The organism is Metabacillus sp. GQ13 (assembly GCF_059758525.1).
In genome coordinates this window covers 78,638-97,649 of the sequence record NZ_JCAXET010000001.1, presented here as the reverse complement: position 1 = coordinate 97,649, position 19,012 = coordinate 78,638, and the positions used below count along the sequence as shown (strand labels likewise).

Here is a 19,012-nt window from a genome sequence, read left to right as displayed (position 1 = left end):
ACTAAAACAAACAACTGAATTAAAAGGATGACTGCTTTTCGCTATGTACTGGTTTGTAAAGTGGTGTATGTGAAGGGAATAACAGGTTTTCAATATAAAAAATTATATATCCACTGGCATGAGGATAAATGTTTGCAATAGAATGAATAAGTAGATCATACATACCAAAAGTGAATCCAAAATGACTGTTATTACAGAAAGGCGAGGAAAAATTGAATACAATAAGCGGAACGAAACGAATACAGCTTGCTATCCTTTTAGGATCTCTTGCCCTTTTAGGCCCTTTTACAATCGATATGTATTTGCCATCATTCCCTACAATCGTAAAAGACTATAATACGACTGCTTCTCTCGTACAAATTAGTTTAACAACATGCTTATTAGGATTAGGTCTTGGACAATTAATTATTGGTCCAATGAGTGATGTTCACGGACGTCGTAAACCATTACTTATTTTTCTCATTTTGTATTTAATTGCTTCTGTCATATGCTCACTTGCACCGAATATTTATTTCTTTATCGGAACTCGTTTTTTACAAGGCTTTGCAGCAGCAGGTGGCCTTGTTATTTCAAGAGCAATTGTTCGTGATGTATTTAGTGGCAGAGAACTGACGAAGTTTTTTGCTTCATTGATGTTAGTTAGCAATCTTGGACCGATTGTCGCACCGATTGCTGGAGGAAGTATTCTCCTTTTTACAAATTGGTCCGGCGTATTTATTGTGTTAGCTTGTATCGGCATGGTGTTATTTTTAACTGTTACATGGAAACTAGAAGAAACATTACCAATTGAAAAACGGGTACCAAGTAACTTTTTACAAGTCGTACGTAATTTTGGAACCTTATTAAAAGATCGCCAATTCTTAGGTTATGCACTTACTCAGGGTTTCATCATTGCAGGAATCTTTGCTTACGTATCTGGTATTCCATTTGTCTATCAAAATATTTATGATGTGACCCCTCAGGGCTTCAGTTTATTATTTGGTGTCAATGGAATTGGTTTAATAATAGGAAGTCAAGCGGTTGGTCGCTTAGCAGATATCATTCCAGAGAAAACATTCTTGAAGATCGGTTTATTTCTTGCTAACTCAGCTGGTGCTGTCTTACTGATAGCTATACTTTTAAAAGCACCGCTCATTGCTATTGCCATTCCGATATTCTTTTTTGTAACGTCAATAGGAATCATTTCAACTACTTCCTTTGCTTTAGCTATGGAAACACAAGGACATATTGCAGGGAGCGCAGCTGCACTATTAGGGGTATTGCCATTTATTCTTGGCTCTATGACGGCTCCACTTGTGGGAATTGCTGGAGAAAATACAGCTGTACCAATGGGCGTCATTATCTTTTCAGCAAGCTTTCTTGCACTACTAGCGTATTATGGTTTAGGTAGAAAAGCTTCAAAAAATGTAACTGCTATGAAATAATTCAAGGAATCTATATACTTATAAATGAAAATCTACACTTGAAGGGAAAATTCCTGCAAATATTGCCTTAAAAACAGCTATAGCAAATGGCCTAACTCGTTACTTATGTGACGAGTTAGGCTTTTCTTTTTACCAACTATATTATATAAATAATATCTTTTACTGGTGGTAAAATTGGATATTAGAAAGATAAAAGTTAGATGGATGGAACTCAAAATCATATTGTTTTGTGTACAAAAATCGAAAAAAATGCTTGTAAATGATATTTAATTTAGTATGCCTTACTCTCCTCTTATATTTGATATACTATTGATGGGTGATTAAAATGTTTTTGAAAAGAATTACACTTTTACGTGAAGATATTCCTTCTATGAACAGTTTTCCGTTTTCCATACCTTCTATTAAAAACCTCCAAGAAATAAAATTGGAAAGTAATGTAACTTTTTTTGTTGGAGAAAACGGCTCTGGCAAATCAACCTTGTTAGAGGCGATTGCAGACAAATGTGAATTTAATACTGCTGGAGGTGGACGTAACAACCTATACGAGGTTTATAAATCCGAATCCATGCTTGGTAAGTATATAAGGCTTTCTTGGTTACCTAAAATAACAAACGGTTTCTTCTTACGAGCCGAATCCTTTTATAACTTTGCGACTCATCTTGATGAGGTAGATACGACGGGATTTAAAGATTACGGAGGTCGTTCTCTTCATGAACAATCACATGGAGAATCCTTTTTGTCCTTATTTTTACATCGCTTTAAAGAGAAATCCATTTATCTTTTAGATGAGCCAGAGGCAGCATTGTCACCAACACGGCAATTAACCTTCTTGAAAATCATTCATGACTTGGCTTCTAAAGGTAACTCACAGTTTATAATAGCTACACACTCGCCAATTTTATTAGGCTATCCTAATGCAAATATTTTAAGCTTTGATAATGATCAAATCTCAAAGATCGACTATGAAATGACAGAACATTACCAAATAACAAGTTATTTTATTCAACACAGGGAAAAGTTTTTGTCAGAAATATTTAGAGAAGATTGAGATTATCGATTGATTACCAGGTAATAATCCTTTTGTATGTTCGATGTCAAATGTAGGGTAAAAACAAATGAGGTGATAAATTTTGATACAGGTTAGAAGTTTGGAACAAAATGGAAATGATTTAGAATTTTTAACGGATATGATGTATGAATCTATTCATATTCCTGAAAATAAGCCACCTAAAGAAGAATTGCTGAATTTGCCAGACATCAAAAAATATAGTGAGGGATGGGGAAGACCAGGCGATAAAGCATTAATTGCCTTTAACGAGAATAATCTTCCTGTTGGTGCAGCATGGTATCGTCTGTTTACGGCAAATCAAAAAGGTTACGGTTATGTTGATGACAAAACTCCTGAACTTGGTATTGCGTTAACAAATGAAGCAAGAGGTAAGGGAATTGGGATCCTGTTAATGAAAAAGTTAATAGAAGCTGCTTCTTGGGATCACTTTACATCACTTTCTTTGAGCGTTGATCCTACTAACACTCAAGCTATGAAACTTTATAAAAAACTTAAATTTGAACAATGTGGTTTATCAGGAACATCTTTGACAATGATCTATAAAATCTCTTCCATCTAAGTATTTGACCTCTAAATCATATTTATTCCACAATCCATTTGAAAACGGTAAAATGGTATAACCATAAAAGGACCAATTGCGACTACTGAGTACAATTTGTTCAATAAGACATGTCGAACAAATCGAAATTGTGGTGATATAGGGAGGTTCTAATTGCATGACAAAAATAATGGTTGTTGGAGCTTCAGGGGTACTTGGTAAATTAGTTTGTACGGAGTTAATTCGAATATTTAACAATCAATTACACTTAGTGGTTACCGATTATAAAGAGGATCGAGGTAGAAGATTAGCTAAATCGTTTAATCAGAAAGTTATATTTCAATATCTAGATATTACGAATGAAGAAAATATAAAGAAGGCTATTAGGCATGTCGATATAGTCATTATTGCTATAGAACAAGAAAATCCATCCATTCAGAGGGTTTGTATGGATAACCATATTATATCTATTGATGTAACACCGTTTTCTACATTTGTAGAAAACTTGAAATTATTGCATCAAGATGTCGAAAAAAAAGATGTCGCTTCTATTGTAATGTCTGGATTCTTACCTGGATTATCAGGATTGATGGTACATAAATCAATCTCCAATTTTCAGGAAGTAACCGAGGTGAATATAGGATTACTACAAAATACCAATGCATTAGCTGGAACTTCAGGAATGTTGGATATGTTAAAAATCATATCTAAACGTGTTAAGTATGATTCAGATAAAAAGACAAAAATATTATCAGGCTTTACAAAAAAAAGAATGATGCAATTTAATGAACCATATCATGAAAGAGAAGTTAGACTAATTGACCATGATGAAAAAATTTATTTAGAACAAAAACTGAACGTTGGAAAAATTAACTATTGGACTTCTTGGAATAGTAAATTTTTTAACATCCAAATCTCTATACTTAAAAAACTTCGAATAATTAGTACTATTCTCAAATTCAATAACAAGAAGATATTTTCGAAAATTGTTAAACATAATCCCAACAAAACTGAAAAGGCCTTTCTTACTGTTGAGGTTAAAGGGTTAATAGAAAATAAGCAGTGCATAAAAACGTTATCCTTTTCTACCTTTTCTGATTATCATACAACAGCAATGGTTACGGCAGCATTAGCTAAAATCACCATACATAAAAAAGTGAAAGATGTAGTTTTCCCTTTTGAAATAACGAATATAGACGAAATACTTTCTGTAATAAATTGCAAAGATATAGAATTGATAGAAGTTATTAAAGGTAAGTAAAACGATCTTTATGAAAGATCATTCGACAAAAACCAACGAAATCTGTAATAATTCAGTAAAATAGTCAATTCGACCAATATTTCAAGTATAATGAATATATTCAGATTTTGTATATGATTTTTCTTTTGAGATAATCTATATGTATGTCGGAAATACAAAAAAATGAGGTTAATACATATGAGTGAAGGTAACTTTGAGGATTATAATTTAAGTGATGAAATAAAGAGAGCACTTGATGTGCTAAAATATGAAATGCCAACAGAGGTTCAAATTGAGGTCATCCCTAGAGCGATGGAAAATCGAGATCTCGTTGTAAAATCGCAAACAGGAAGTGGAAAGACGGCAGCTTTTGGGATACCTATTTGTGAAATGATCGAATGGGAAGAAAAAAAGCCACAGGCATTAGTGCTTACGCCAACTCGAGAGCTTGCTGCTCAAGTTCGTGAAGATATCGCAAACATAGGCAGATTTAAACGGATTAAAGCGTTAGCTGTATATGGCAAGGAACCTTTTTCAAAGCAAAGAGAAGAATTGAAACAAAAAACCCATGTAGTTGTTGGTACACCTGGTCGTGTTATGGATCATATCGATCGAGAAACACTTGTTCTTGATCAAATAAAGTACCTTATTATCGATGAAGCGGATGAAATGCTAAATATGGGCTTTATCGAAGATGTCGAAACAATTATTAAAGCATTGCCAATAGACAGAGTGACAATGGTTTTTTCAGCCACTTTGCCTAAAAAAGTAGAAACTCTTTGCCAAAAATATATGAATGACCCTTCTAATATAGAAATTGAGTCAACTGGAATAACAACAGAAACGATCGAGCATCGTTTAATTGAAGTGAAAGAAGCAGGTAAACTAGCACTTATTAAAGATGTAACGGTTGTTGAAAATCCAGATAGCTGTATCATCTTTTGCAGAACGAAGGAACATGTTGATAGCGTATTTAATGAATTAGATCAATCTGGTTATTCTTGTGAAAAACTACATGGAGGTTTAGTCCAAGAAGATCGATTTGCTGTGATGAATGGCTTTAAGGATGGGAATTTTAGATATCTCGTTGCGACAGATGTGGCTGCTAGAGGGATTGATATTGATAATGTGACAATTGTGATAAACTTTGATGTTCCGATGGAAAAAGAAAGCTATGTTCACCGGACAGGAAGAACAGGTCGAGCAGGTAATCAGGGAAAAGCATTAACGTTTGCAACACCTTATGAAGCAAAATTTATCAGATCAATCGAGAACTATATTGGCTTTGAGATTCCGACTATCGAAGCTCCTACACCTGAGGAAGTAGCTAACGGAAAAGAAGCATTTGAAGAAAAAATAAATGGACGACGCGTTGTTAAAAACAACAAAACACAACGTATTAACAAAGATATCATGAAACTCCACTTCAGTGGTGGGAAAAAGAAGAAAATACGCGCAGTTGACTTCGTTGGAACAATTTCAAATATTCCTGGCGTATCAGCAGATGATATTGGTATTATCACGATTCAGGATACTTTATCATATGTAGATATCCTAAATGGAAAAGGCTCAATTGTCTTACAAGCGATGGAGAATACCACAATTAAAGGCAAGAAATTAAAAGTAAGCAAGGCGCTTAAGTAAATATTGGACAAAGACGATTATGATTAGCATAATCGTCTTTTTTTTTAGAAGGAAAAGAAATAGCTATGAAGAAGTAGTATTAGAGATAAAATAAAGGGGAGAACAATTTGTACGAATTAAAAACAAAAGAAACAGACATTAGTGTCATAGAGTTTATTGAAACAGTGGATAATCCGAACAAACGAGAAGAAGCATATAAATTATTAGACGTATTCACCGAAACGACAGGATACAAAGCGAAAATGTGGGGACCAAGTATTATTGGATTTGGTTCATATCATTATAAATATCAATCCGGTCACGAAGGTGATGCACCACTAGTTGGTTATTCACCCCGAAAAGCAAAGATCAGTTTGTACTACTTTGCACCTGGTGAAACAAAACGCGAAGAATTGCTAAAGACCTTTGGAAAACATACATCAGGAAAAGCATGTGTGTATATCAATAAAGTAGCCGATATTGATTTAGATGTTTTAAATGAATTAATAACACAGTCTATTAGGTTTTACAATCGAGCTATCCGGATAAATAAAAACTGTGCTAGATATAAATGAGTGGAAACAACATGAAAAAAACTGCATATTTGAATTGAAATGCTTCTTTTTTTGGAGAGATTCCAAAGATTATATGAAAAATTCAGTTTCAATTAACTACCTCTTTTTTTCACTACTGCAAAACGTTTTCATAAAACACTAGCCTCGTGTCTATCGGAATAATCAATTGTTCAAAACCTGTTCCTGTCAATCATGCAGATATTAACGACATTTCTCTACGCTTGCTATTGGTATTATCAATGATATATCGGTTGTAGAAAAGAAATTAAATTTTTTGCTATACTTTGCATATTTCATCTCAGGTAATTAAAACTCAATATTCTTAACCATAAATGAAACTTTTTCAATTCGATTAACGTTTTAAAAGTATAGTGCGAAAAATGTTAGTGAAGATAGGGTTTTATAATCCCCTATCGACTATATCAATTTACTTGTAGTCGTAGAGCACTACTCATGCAGGGTTAACATATGACGAAGGAGGGATGATATGAGTGGTTCTATAACTTCAGAGATAGGCAATAAAAATACCAAAGCAATTATTTCACTTACTTTAGGAATAATATCAATTTTATTTTCTATGTTTTATATGTTTAGTATTTTGTTTGGAATTGTAAGTTTAATCCTTGGTGTAATTGCTCTAAAAGAAACGAAATATAGCAATCAACCTGGAAGAGGACTTGCAGTAGCAGGGGTAGTATGTAGCATAGTAGGCATAATATTCCCACTTGCCATGATTGTTATTATTTCACTTTTTCTTAGTCCAGTTGATTTTAGACTGGTACTTAATTAAATTCTTATGTTGTATTTGAAAATGATTGAAACTGATGCGTAGTACCCCAATCAAATTCAATGTTTGAGATGGATCATTTAATCGTAAAAGAGTTTAACAAAATGATACGCAAGAACATAAACGAAAAAAACTTATCTGCAATGAAAAATAATCTCAGTAACTTTATTGCCCCGGTACGAATTATCTGTATTCTTTAGGAGGAAAACGAATGAATAGCATCCCCCTATATGTTATATTCTAAAAACAACATTAAGGAGCTACCAAAATGAGGCTTCATATTACTGTAGAAGGAACTAAAAAAGAAAAACAATACATCGATGACTCACTGTATACATTTAATTTAAAGCATTTTCCAGTAGACTTAAGAGGCAGATACGAAGAGATCAGTCTATTTCTAAAGGATGAAAACGGAATTGTCTGTGGTGGAATATTCGCAGAAGTATGCTGGAATTGGTTAGAAATTCATACATTTATGATAGATGAGGATAGACGTAAGTCTGGATTTGGAACGAAATTATTAGGAGAACTTGAAAAGATAGCTATAGAAAAAGATTGTGATTTTATTAAGGTAGATACTTTGAGTTTCCAGGCATTAGGATTTTATGAAAAGAATGGCTATCAGGTGTTCGGAAGTATAGATCATGTCGGTAGAGACTATACACATTACTATTTAAAAAAGGATCTATTGAATCCCAAAGCTAAAAGAGCCGATATATTTGAATGAAGCACCTATAATAAAAGGTAGTAATGTATTGTTAAGGCAACCAAAAGAAAGTGATATAATGGACTTTTTGAATGTTGAGGTAAGTCAGGAACTTGTGAGAATGTACGGAGGTGATACAAAAAATATATCACCTAAAACAAAAGAAAAAGCTAAACAATTCATCAATGCTATTTTTAAAATAAGCTTGAATGGTGTGTTGAATTCGAAGGACGATTAGTAGGTCAAGCTCGTTTAACGGTAAGTGAGATAGATAATCGCGCACGTTATGCTGTTGGTTTATTTGAACCTAGTGTATGGGGAATAGGCTTAGGAACAGAAATTACACAGTTGGTATTACGTTATGCTTTCGATGAACTTACTCTACACCGAGTTGATTTGCGGGTTTTGCAATATAATAATCGTGCAATATCATGCTACGAAAAGTGTGGATTTATCCAGGAAGGGATAGAAAGAGAAGGAGCATTAATTGAAGGGAAATATGAAACAGACGTATTTATGAGTATCTTAGACAGAGAATACCAAACTATAAAAAATACATTTATTACGATGAGTTAGTTAAAATAATCAGTTCAAAGTTTTAATCAAAAACAAGCAAAAAGGACTCTAGATGAAGACCTTTTTGCTAATAAGTCCTTGCTAGCCTATTTCTTCTAGTTCACCAACAATCGTTTATATTTAATTATGACTACAACAAATTTGTTCCTCTCTATCTATCTCTTTTACATCTGCATACTTATTACCCCACTCACACATTGTGTTTAATACAGGTACAAATGAATGTCCTAACTCAGTTAAACTGTACTCTACTTTTGGTGGAACCTCCTTAAATACTTCTCTCCGGACAATTCCATCTCTTTCCAGTTGCTTTAATTGATCTGTTAGGACTTTTTGGGTAATAGCTGGTATCAATTCATAAAATTCCTTCGTTCTCAATGATTTTTGGCTCAAGAAAAAAAGGATTAAACATTTCCACTTTCCGCCTACAGTATTCATAAAAATATTGATTCCAGTTTTTTGGTTACTCATTTCTTGTTCCTCCTAATAGACACTTAAAGGTGGCTATGCCACATTAATGTGCGTTATTTTCTCCTATATTATTGTCCTTTATAATTGGTGATGTAGCAAATAAAACTTTGGAGGATATCATGAGTGTAAAAAACATTTTAGAAAAAAGACGATCCGTCAGACATTACGACCCAAACTATAAAGTTAGTTCAGAGACGTTATCATCATTGATTGAAAGTGCAAATAAATCGCCAAACGGGAACAATATCCAAGCCACGCGATACCTAGTTATCGACGAGCCACATCTTCGGGATTTACTATTACCGATTGCTTTTAATCAACAGCAAGTAGCAGAAGCATCTGTATTAATCGTTGTGCTTGGAGATTATCAAGCTTTTGAGAGAGAAAATATCTTAATGATACATGAAGAGGGGTTCCAGAAAGGTTTTTTTGATGCGCCCCTAAGAGATTATCTAGCAGGTGCTGCCATAGATTACTACGCAAATAAATCAAAAGCGGATTTAACAATTGAATTAACACGAGATGCAAGTCTTGCCTCCATGTCATTAATTTTATTGGCAAATGAAATGGGGCTTAAGACCATTACGATGTCAGGGTATGATTCCGAACAACTGAAATTGGCATTGAACATTTCTGAGAGGTATTTTGACATTATGCTTATAGCGATCGGTAAAGGTATTAAAGATGGTCATAAAACGGTAAGGCATGATGTCAATAAAGTGATTTTTCATAATGAAATTGGGTAATGGTTTATTAAATAAGTCTCTTTTCTAACAGTTTGTTGCTTAAGTGCTAATTGAAGTTATTTCTATAGGGATATCAGAGTAATTTAGCGAAAAGTGCTCGAAGATATCCTTAAAACGTGTACGTTAGTACTTAGTACGAAAAAAAATCTTTGCGAAAACAGCTTTAAACAAACAATAAGAACTTCAGTGACAATATTGAAGTCCCTATTGTTTTATGTACATTTTTTATAGACCTAAATTAATAGTAATCCTTATAAGTGTAAACGATAGCAATTATTAAAATCTACATTGAGTACAACAGTCAATCCATAATTAATCCCCACTAAAACGATTGATGTAAGTAAGAAACTGATGATTTTTCTAATGTTTACCACCTCATATTCATATATACGTTTTATGTAACAAATAAGTTTCATTTACTAATCATATAATAAAGGAATAAATTAAAATATCAGGATGAGAATTTTTCTCCCGTTAGGCTTATTAGTCATGATAACTAGCTTAATTGACTTCACCTATGAAGGAACTGTTCTCATAATTACTTTTGTTATTTTTACATCAATAATGTACGTGGTTATCTTTAGAAAATTACTAAACTAAAATGGTATAATATTTTTATAGATAGGAGGGAAAAAATGGAGTATATTCTTTACCAAAATCGTATAATCAAGGACCAACAGCTACATATTGACATGAATGATAGAGGATATATGTTTGGTGATGGAATTTATGAAGTCGTTCGTGTCTATAATAAAGTACCCTTCGCAATGCAAGCCCATTTAGATCGCTTGCAACAAAGTGCAAATAAACTTGATATTGTCATTCCGTATGACGAGGATACAATCATTCAATTAATTGAGGACCTAATCGTAAAGAATCGTATTGATAATGGAATGATCTATTTTCAATTGACTAGAGGAATAGAGCCACGAAATCATTTATACTCTCGTGACCTCGAAGCTGTATTAAGTGGTTTTGCAAAACCGTTAGAAGTAAATGTAGAACTTCAAACCAGTGGGATTGACTTGTGGATGACTAAAGATATTCGGTGGTTACGTTGTGATATTAAAACGATAAACTTACTAGGTAATGTCCTCGCTAAAAGAGAAGCTGCAGACAATAACTGTTATGAAGCAGCTCAACATCGTGAAGGTACGGTTACTGAAGGGTCTTCTACGAACTTGTTTATGGTTAAAGATGACACACTATACACTCACCCAGCAACAAATTTAATATTAAACGGGATAACACGACAACTTGTTATTGAAATTGCTAAACAAATGAACCTGCCTATAAGAGAAGAACCATTTATGCTCGAACAATTAAAGGAAGCAGATGAAGTATTCATTACGGGTACTACTGTAGAAATTACCCCTGTTTCTTCCATTCAAGGTGATCTTGAAACCACTTATTCAGTTGGAGAGTGGACAAAGAAATTACAAAATCAATTTACAAAATTGAAATAGGGTAAACAAGTACAAAAAACAGCCAAAAGTCTACTATAGACTTTTGGCTGTTTTAGTTTTCCTTAATTAAATCTTCATAACTCCGCCAGTACTTGCTGATGTAACCAACTTAGAGTAACGAGCTAAGTAACCTTTTTTCACTTTCGGTTCGAAGCCTTTCCATTCGGATCTACGTTTTGCAAATTCTTCATCAGAAATTTCTAGTTGAATGGTACGATTTGATAAGTCAAGTTCGATAATATCACCGTCGTTTACAAACGCGATAGGACCACCTTCAGCTGCTTCTGGAGAAATATGACCGATTGAAATTCCTCTTGATGCACCAGAGAAACGTCCATCAGTAATTAAGCCAACTTTTGCTCCAAGTCCACGTCCAACGATTTGGGAAGTAGGTGCAAGCATTTCAGGCATACCTGGTCCACCTTTAGGGCCTTCATAGCGGATAACAACAACGTCACCTTCGCTAACTTTACCGGTAATGATTCCAGAAAGTGCTTCTTCTTGTGAATCAAAACAAATTGCAGGACCTCTATGATAACCACCAACCTCAGGATCAACTGCACCAACCTTGATAATGGAACCGTCTGGTGCCAAGTTACCAAATAATACTGAAAGTCCACCTTCAGAAGAATGAGGATTATCAATTGTACGAATAACATTTTTATCTAAAATTTCTTTGCCCTCAACATTTTCACGTAATGTCTTTCCAGAAACCGTTAAGCGATCTCCGTCAATCGCGCCTGGTTTTTTAAGAAGTTCATTAATGATTGCACTAACACCACCAGCATTATGCAAATCTTCAATATGATAGTCAGATGCCGGAGCAATTTTAGCTAAATGGGGTACACGTTTAGCCACTTCATTGATTCGTTCCATAGAATATTCGATTTCTGCTTCTTGAGCCAATGCTAAAGTATGCAATACTGTATTAGTCGAACCACCCATAGCCATATCCAATGCAAAGGCGTTATCTAATGTATCAATTGTTACGATATCACGAGGCTTAATATCTTTTTTAATAAGCTCCATTAATTGAGTAGCAGATTGTTTAACAAATTCCTTCCGTTCAGGAGCAACAGCTAAAATTGTTCCATTCCCTGGAAGAGCAAGTCCAAGACCCTCTGCCAAACAGTTCATAGAGTTTGCAGTGAACATACCTGAACATGAACCACATGTAGGACAAGCTACTTCTTCAATTTCTTGTAATCTATCAGCATCAATTTTACCAGATTGGTAGGCTCCAACACCTTCAAAAACAGAAGTTAAAGAGAGCGGGTTACCATCTTTATCAACTCCAGCTTTCATTGGTCCTCCACTTACAAAAATGGTAGGAATGTTAACGCGAAGTGCTGCCATCATCATTCCTGGTGTGATTTTGTCACAGTTTGGAATACAAACCATTCCATCAAACCAATGTGCTGAAACAACTGTTTCAACAGAGTCAGCAATAATCTCACGACTTGGTAATGAGTATCTCATCCCAATATGTCCCATCGCAATTCCATCATCTACACCAATTGTGTTCATTTCAAAAGGAACACCGCCAGCTTCACGGATTGCCGCTTTTACAATTTTACCAAACTCTTGTAAATGCACATGTCCTGGTACAATATCAATATATGAATTTACAACCGCGATAAACGGTTTGCCAAAATCCTCTTCTTTTACACCTGCAGCACGAAGTAAGCTTCGATGTGGTGCCCGGTCAATTCCTTCTTTAATCATATTACTACGTTGTTGTTCAGCCATGATCGTTCCCTCCAATTAACAGTTACTTAAAACTTCAGAAAATTTTAATATCTTTATATTGTATCATTATTTTTTTGATTATCATAGATTAAATGCTCAATTTTTTTAGTGTAAACGGGACAGCTAATGATATAAAAATGCTATATTAAAAAAGGGATTACCAATGGTTCATCGAAATCAATAGATAGAGTTTCAGCGATTATAGTAGAAAATACCTTCTAAATTTAATAAGCTAATAAAATCTATCACAAAAATTTTATAAGGGATGATGACAATGAACCTACATGATAAAGCTAGTACAGGACTGGAAGGGGTCGACCTCGCGATTGATAAGCTTCGACTTGGTGATAATGTTGTTTGGCAAGTTGATTCTGTCACAAGTTATAAAGAAATGATTGAACCGTTTGTAGAACAGGCGATTAAAGAAAATAGAAAATTAGTTTATGTCCGTTTTGGCAGTCATGAACAATTGATGGAGGATCGTCCTGAGGTCATCACCTATCATGTTGAAGCCAATAAAGGATTTGAAAGCTTTGCGACAGAAGTTCACACACTTATTGAGAATGAAGGCAAAAAGACGTTCTATGTCTTTGATTGCTTAACAGATTTATTGCAATATTGGTATTCGGATTTAATGATTGGTAACTTTTTCAATGTATCCTGTCCATTTTTATATGAACTTGATACAATTGCCTATTTCGCGATTATTCGACATGCACATACATATAGTACGATCGCTAGTATTCGAGAAACGACACAGCTTTTACTAGATTTATACAACGTACAGGATAAATTATACATCCATCCACTGAAAGTGTGGCAACGCTATTCTCCTACGATGTTTTTCCCACATTTAATAACAGGCCAGGAAGCAGTTTGTATTACTGCAAGCACAGAAGCAGCCGAACTATTTTCGAGCATAAATCGTGTAGAGGAACGGCAAGATTATTGGGATATCGTCTTTAATAAAGCAAAGGCAGAGCTTTCACTTGCACCAGAAAAACAGGAAGATACAAAAAAACTCTTACTGTCATTATTAATAGGTAGAGAAACGAGAATGTTTGAGCTTTGTGACAACTATTTTACGTTACAAGATTTACTTATGATTGAATCACGAGAAGTAGGAACCGGCTATATTGGAGGGAAAAGTGTTGGTATGCTGCTGGCCAGAAAAATCTTAGAGCGTGATGGCGCAGATCGCTTCACGCCATATATGGAGCCACATGATTCCTTCTATCTTGGTTCAGATGTGTTTTACACGTATATCGTCCAAAATGGTTGGTGGAAGCTTCGAACCAAACAAAAGTCAAAAGAAGGCTATTTTAAATATGCTCCAAAATTAAAGGAAAAGATTCTCCACGGTCGATTTTCGGAAAATATAAAGGAGCAATTTATGAGGATGCTCGAGTACTTTGGGCAATCACCAATTATCGTGCGTTCCAGCTCTTTACTTGAAGATAATTTTGGGAATGCCTTTGCGGGAAAATATGAGAGTGTTTTTTGTGTAAATCAGGGTACACCTGAGGAAAGGTACGAAGCATTTGAACAAGCGATAAGGATCGTTTACGCTAGTACAATGAACGAGGAGGCACTTGCTTACAGAATGAACAGAGGACTTTTTGATCGAGACGAACAGATGGCGATCTTGGTTCAACGAGTTTCTGGAGATCATTATGATGAGAACTTTTTCCCGCATGTTGCAGGTGTCGGAAATTCCTCTAATCTTTACGTATGGGATGATAGTGTAGATATGGATGCTGGTATGCTCAGACTAGTATTTGGACTTGGTACAAGGGCAGTAGATCGAACGGTTGGCGATTATGCTAAAATTATTTGCTTAGATAATCCACTCCGATTACCACAAATGAATGCCGAGGATCAAAAAAAGTTTTCACAAAATACTGTTGATGTTCTCGCTTTAAAAGAGAACAATTTAATTGGAAAAAGATTAGAAGACATCATTCCATTTCCTAGTAAGGTAGACAATGGACTATTTGGAAGTGTCGATTACGAGACAGCAAATCGGCTGCGTGAGCTTGGATATACCGATAGAAAAGCACCCTATATTCTTGATTTTAAAAGATTACTCAAATACACGGAATTCCCTCAACTAATGAGAGACATGCTATCGCTATTATCGACTGTTTATGATTACCCTGTTGATATCGAATTTACAGCAAACTTTTCAAATAACAAAGATTTCAAAGTGAATCTTTTGCAATGTCGTCCTTTGCAAACGAGAGGATTAGGACATTCCATCGAGATACCAAAGCTTATAGATGAAAAAGACTGTTTTTTCTCTACGAAAGGGAACTTTATGGGGGGAAATGTTCGCTTACCTGTTGACTATGTTGTTTCCGTAAATCCAAAGTCATACTTGGAGCTTAATGAACAAGGGAAATATGCTGTCGCCCGACAGATTGGCAAAATCAACAGTGAGATGAAAGGAAAGAACACGATGTTAATCGGCCCTGGAAGATGGGGAACTACCACCCCTTCATTAGGTGTACCCGTTCATTTTACAGAGTTATGTAATATGTCGATTATTTGTGAAGTAGCTTCTGATGAAGCTGGATTAATGCCCGAGTTATCCTATGGTAGTCACTTTTTCCAAGACCTCGTTGAAACAGGGATCTTTTATGTAGCTATTTTTGATGGTCAAAAGGATGTCGTTTATCAGCCTATAAGGATCCTGGAAAGTGAAAACCTGTTGCTATCAATCCTGCCAAATAGTGAGAAGTTTTCAGATGTCATTCATATTGCTAAAACCGATGGGATGGAGTTGTACGCAGATATTGTGACACAGAGGCTATTATGTAAATAGGAGTAAATAGAAGTACTTACTTTTAAAACCTCTCCTTTTCAGTTCGATGCAAACCATCATCTACTCAAGTGTTTAACAGGATGAGAAGATATAGATGTAAAAAATAATAAGTAAAAATCAGATTGATATATCATGGTAATAAACCTTTTAGCGATTATTCCAAATTAAAATAACATTTGAATTAATACTCTTACAAAGAGCTAGAAATTTTTAGGAGAATTATCATATTGATGAAAAAAAATATCGGTATTTAATTATCATAAGCATAATATTTCTATTATTAATTACAGCAGGTTCAGTTACATATTACCTTACATTTTACAAAGAAGATTTAAACGAGTACTTGCCAATAACTTATACGGTTGAGTCTGATGATAAAGATCTAGAAAATATCGCATACCTAGTCTGGATGACTTATATACAGACCTTTACAGAGAAAGATATGACTTCATGGAAACGACTTACTGATGTTGAATACGATGAATATAAGTTATTAGCAGGAAATGAAAAAGAATTTGCAGTTGCCGTAACTTTTTCAGCACAGTTAGCAAAGAAAATGTGGAGCATTCACAATAACTGGGGTGAGATACAAGAGGACGGAACGATTAAAGATATCCAATGGACGTTAAGAATAGAGAAAACAAGTGAGAATGAATATTCACTTATGCGGATAGAAGAGACCTCAAATGCTGTTTCTGATTTAGCGCCTGTTACCGATAAATACCAAAAGGATGCAGGTATTAAGGTATCGGAAGACAATAATCTCTATGAACTTGCTAATAATGTGTTGAAAGTTACCTATGATAATGGTGAACACTGGTTACAAGTACCTATAAATATAGAAGAATTGTTTAAAGGGGATTATAGTGGTTCAAGAAATGCTTTAGTCGAAGATAGTTATATTATATCTCCTGAAAAAACAACCTTCGTCATTGGTGATGCTGACACTCTCAGAATCCTGCAATCTTCTGATAAAGGGGAAACATGGGATGAATTTAATGTACCAAGTCAGTTACCTGGTATAAGATTACGAATGCTTGACTACACGTCAGAGCAATTTGGTTATTTATTTGTAACTGGCGACCGGACCATGGGTTTTGAAGCCCATGCGATCTATCTAACCACAGATGGCGGCAAAAATTGGGTAGAAACGGGAAATGTTCAAGCAACAAATCAATTCGTGACAAGCGGTGGGTTTATTAATGAAAGACTTGGTTTTATTTCATTTGGCTCGATTACAGTGAATGATGAATTGCCACGCCCATCCTTATACCGGACAGCTGATAGTGGAGAAAATTGGGATGAGGTCGAAATACCAATTCCGAATGAGTATAAAGGGATATTTACAGTTGCGCAGATTCCTACCTTCGATGGATCCCATGGTACGTTGCTTGTCAATCAGGGGTCAAATGGAGATTATCAAGGAGGAAAAGTTCTTCTGCGTTTTACTTCAATAGATGAAGGTAAAACATGGTTCTTTTCTAATCTTGTTGATCCTGATGATACGATTGAGTCCAATTAGCCAACTGATTGAGAAAAACACTACATCTTCCATTCCTTAATTTAGGCTGTGTTTTTTTATTAGGCTCATTCCTGAAATTTTGTTGCTCTAGTGCTAATTAAAGCTATGTCCAAAGGAATATTAGAGTATTTTAGCGTAAAGGGCACGAAGATATACTTAAAATGTGTACATTAGTACTTTGTACGGAAAACAACAATCTTTGCGAAACTGCCTTTATTAAGACATCTAAATAAGTGCTATGTAGAAGACCAAATCGTAAGTGGATTTGGTCTTTTCTGATTTTATTGTGCTCATAAGAAGCATTTTAAACCATTACTTATAAGCTCTTGCCACAAGTGGGAGTTTTTTAATGAATAGTAGATGATTGATTTGAGTAAAAACTAGGGAGTTATGGATAAAAATAAAGAAAAAGGCAAATTATAGCTTGTATTAGAGTAAAGAAAGTGATTAAAGAGATACATTTGAAATCACCTATACAGACAGGTATTTTTTCTGTTTTTCACGTACCTACTATAGTGATTGTTTGCAAAGTTATGATCCATTAATCTGTAATTCTCAACATGGTTAAAATTCACTTTTTAGGGTGATCAAATGAAACAGGAAAAAATAAGTCCTCTCCAGCTAATTTATGTGCTCGTTGGATTTTTAATAGGGAATACATTGGTTTATGGATTAGGAGCAAATGCAAAGCAGGATGCATGGTTGGTAATTTTAGTTGCGATGTCAGGTGGCCTCGTCTTAATGTTAGTCTATACAAAATTATCTACCTATTATCCAGAAGATACGTTGCTTCAAATAATCCCTAAGCTTATTGGAAAGTTTCTTGCCTTTCCATTTATTTTGATCTACATCATTTATTTTACATATTTAGCTGCTAAAGCTTGTCGGGATTTTGGAGAATTAATGGCTGCAACGATCTTGGTTGACACGCCAATGATCATAGTTATTGGTAGTTTTATGGTGTTATTGGTTTATTGTTTAAAAAGTGGAGTTGATATTTTTGGCAGAATGGGGGAAGTAATATTTCCGATTTATATTCTGTCAATGTTGGTCATCTGGATGCTAATGGTTAGTGTTGAACACTTTACCTTAAGAAATCTTTCCCCAATTTTAGGTAATGGGCTACAACCAATTTTGAAAGAGGTATTTCCAACAGTTGTAACTTTCCCGTTTGGAGAGTCAATCATTATCACAATGTTTTTACCTTTTTTGAAAAACAAGCAACATGTGAGAAAAATTGGGATAACAGTCATTCTTGTTACAGGTGTTTTGATGACGGTAAATTTGATCATGGTTTTATCGGTTTTAGGACCTGAAATTTACAGTCAAGATTTTTTTCCTCTTCTTTCTGCAACACGAATGGTTTCTATTGCTGATTTTCTTGAGCGTTTTGATGCATTAGTTATTTTAATGATGGTCGCAGGGGTATTTTTTAAGATTGGAGGTTGGACATTTGGGGCAGCTGTTGGAATTGCTCATTTATTTAAGTTAAAACAGATTCGTTCGGTATACCTAGGACTAGGAACAATTATCCCTCCATTATCACTCTTAACTGCATCAAATCAAGTTAAATATAATGAAATTGGTTTAGAAATAGTGACCTTTTATATCCATATACCTTTGCAAATTATTTTCCCTTTTTTATTACTTTGTATCGCGTTTATTCGAAAAAAAATTCAGTCGTAAATGGAATTTA

Annotated in this window: 17 protein-coding genes and 1 pseudogene; 16 read left to right on the top strand and 2 right to left on the bottom strand. The window is 34.6% G+C overall.

Annotated elements, in window-relative coordinates; genetic code table 11:
* The first annotated feature begins 212 nt into the window (after nt 1-212).
* From AC6CHR_RS00550 to AC6CHR_RS00500, 11 genes and pseudogenes are all read left to right on the top strand, one after another.
* A complete protein-coding gene (locus AC6CHR_RS00550) occupies nt 213-1,424 on the top strand; it encodes a multidrug effflux MFS transporter (protein WP_498246494.1) in 1,212 nt (403 codons plus the stop codon).
* A 325-nt stretch (nt 1,425-1,749) separates the two neighbouring features.
* Nucleotides 1,750-2,472, top strand: a complete 723-nt coding sequence (locus AC6CHR_RS00545) for an AAA family ATPase (protein WP_498246493.1) — start codon at nt 1,750-1,752, stop codon at nt 2,470-2,472.
* Nucleotides 2,473-2,572: 100 nt separating this feature from the next.
* Nucleotides 2,573-3,052: a GNAT family N-acetyltransferase gene (locus tag AC6CHR_RS00540; RefSeq protein ID WP_498246492.1), complete on the top strand. Its 480-nt coding sequence runs from the start codon at nt 2,573-2,575 to the stop codon at nt 3,050-3,052.
* A gap of 157 nt (nt 3,053-3,209) precedes the next feature.
* A complete protein-coding gene (locus tag AC6CHR_RS00535; protein ID WP_498246491.1) occupies nt 3,210-4,292 on the top strand; it encodes a saccharopine dehydrogenase NADP-binding domain-containing protein in 1,083 nt (360 codons plus the stop codon).
* A 177-nt stretch (nt 4,293-4,469) separates the two neighbouring features.
* The gene (locus tag AC6CHR_RS00530) at nt 4,470-5,915 is read left to right on the top strand and encodes a DEAD/DEAH box helicase (protein ID WP_498246490.1); all 1,446 of its coding nucleotides are present in this window, start codon (nt 4,470-4,472) and stop codon (nt 5,913-5,915) included.
* 107 nt (nt 5,916-6,022) lie between these two features.
* The gene (locus AC6CHR_RS00525) at nt 6,023-6,469 is read left to right on the top strand and encodes a DUF1801 domain-containing protein (protein ID WP_498246489.1); all 447 of its coding nucleotides are present in this window, start codon (nt 6,023-6,025) and stop codon (nt 6,467-6,469) included.
* A 487-nt stretch (nt 6,470-6,956) separates the two neighbouring features.
* Nucleotides 6,957-7,259 carry a DUF4190 domain-containing protein gene (locus AC6CHR_RS00520; RefSeq protein ID WP_498246488.1) on the top strand — a complete coding sequence of 101 codons (303 nt, stop codon included), beginning with the start codon at nt 6,957-6,959 and terminating at the stop codon, nt 7,257-7,259.
* Nucleotides 7,260-7,524: 265 nt separating this feature from the next.
* Nucleotides 7,525-7,983: a GNAT family N-acetyltransferase gene (locus tag AC6CHR_RS00515; protein WP_498246487.1), complete on the top strand. Its 459-nt coding sequence runs from the start codon at nt 7,525-7,527 to the stop codon at nt 7,981-7,983.
* 28 nt (nt 7,984-8,011) lie between these two features.
* A complete protein-coding gene (locus AC6CHR_RS00510) occupies nt 8,012-8,200 on the top strand; it encodes a hypothetical protein (protein ID WP_498246486.1) in 189 nt (62 codons plus the stop codon).
* Nucleotides 8,201-8,229: 29 nt separating this feature from the next.
* A pseudogene (locus tag AC6CHR_RS00505) lies at nt 8,230-8,355 on the top strand (GNAT family N-acetyltransferase); the annotation flags it as partial.
* A 12-nt stretch (nt 8,356-8,367) separates the two neighbouring features.
* Nucleotides 8,368-8,538, top strand: coding sequence for a GNAT family N-acetyltransferase (locus tag AC6CHR_RS00500; protein ID WP_498246485.1), 171 nt, complete (start codon nt 8,368-8,370; stop codon nt 8,536-8,538).
* A 120-nt stretch (nt 8,539-8,658) separates the two neighbouring features.
* On the opposite strand, the gene AC6CHR_RS00495 is transcribed toward AC6CHR_RS00500, so the two are convergent.
* Complete coding sequence (locus tag AC6CHR_RS00495; RefSeq protein ID WP_498246484.1) at nt 8,659-9,009, bottom strand: winged helix-turn-helix transcriptional regulator; 351 nt, start codon at nt 9,007-9,009, stop codon at nt 8,659-8,661.
* Nucleotides 9,010-9,128: 119 nt separating this feature from the next.
* Here AC6CHR_RS00495 and AC6CHR_RS00490 point away from each other — a divergent pair, with 119 nt between their 5' ends.
* Together AC6CHR_RS00490 and dat are read left to right on the top strand one after the other, a co-directional pair.
* A complete protein-coding gene (locus tag AC6CHR_RS00490; RefSeq protein WP_498246483.1) occupies nt 9,129-9,755 on the top strand; it encodes a nitroreductase family protein in 627 nt (208 codons plus the stop codon).
* Between the two features lie 635 nt (nt 9,756-10,390).
* Nucleotides 10,391-11,221, top strand: coding sequence for a D-amino-acid transaminase (dat, locus tag AC6CHR_RS00485; RefSeq protein ID WP_498246482.1), 831 nt, complete (start codon nt 10,391-10,393; stop codon nt 11,219-11,221).
* A 66-nt stretch (nt 11,222-11,287) separates the two neighbouring features.
* Here dat and ilvD read toward each other — a convergent pair whose 3' ends face one another.
* Nucleotides 11,288-12,970, bottom strand: a complete 1,683-nt coding sequence (gene ilvD / locus AC6CHR_RS00480; protein WP_498246481.1) for a dihydroxy-acid dehydratase — start codon at nt 12,968-12,970, stop codon at nt 11,288-11,290.
* 274 nt (nt 12,971-13,244) lie between these two features.
* On the opposite strand from ilvD, the gene AC6CHR_RS00475 reads away from it, so the two are divergent.
* The 3 genes from AC6CHR_RS00475 (at nt 13,245) to AC6CHR_RS00465 (ending at nt 19,002) form a co-directional block, all read left to right on the top strand.
* A complete protein-coding gene (locus AC6CHR_RS00475) occupies nt 13,245-15,794 on the top strand; it encodes a PEP/pyruvate-binding domain-containing protein (RefSeq protein WP_498246480.1) in 2,550 nt (849 codons plus the stop codon).
* Nucleotides 15,795-16,137: 343 nt separating this feature from the next.
* A complete protein-coding gene (locus AC6CHR_RS00470) occupies nt 16,138-17,316 on the top strand; it encodes a hypothetical protein (protein ID WP_498246479.1) in 1,179 nt (392 codons plus the stop codon).
* Nucleotides 17,317-17,907: 591 nt separating this feature from the next.
* A complete protein-coding gene (locus tag AC6CHR_RS00465) occupies nt 17,908-19,002 on the top strand; it encodes a GerAB/ArcD/ProY family transporter (protein ID WP_498246478.1) in 1,095 nt (364 codons plus the stop codon).
* Nucleotides 19,003-19,012 lie beyond the last annotated feature (10 nt).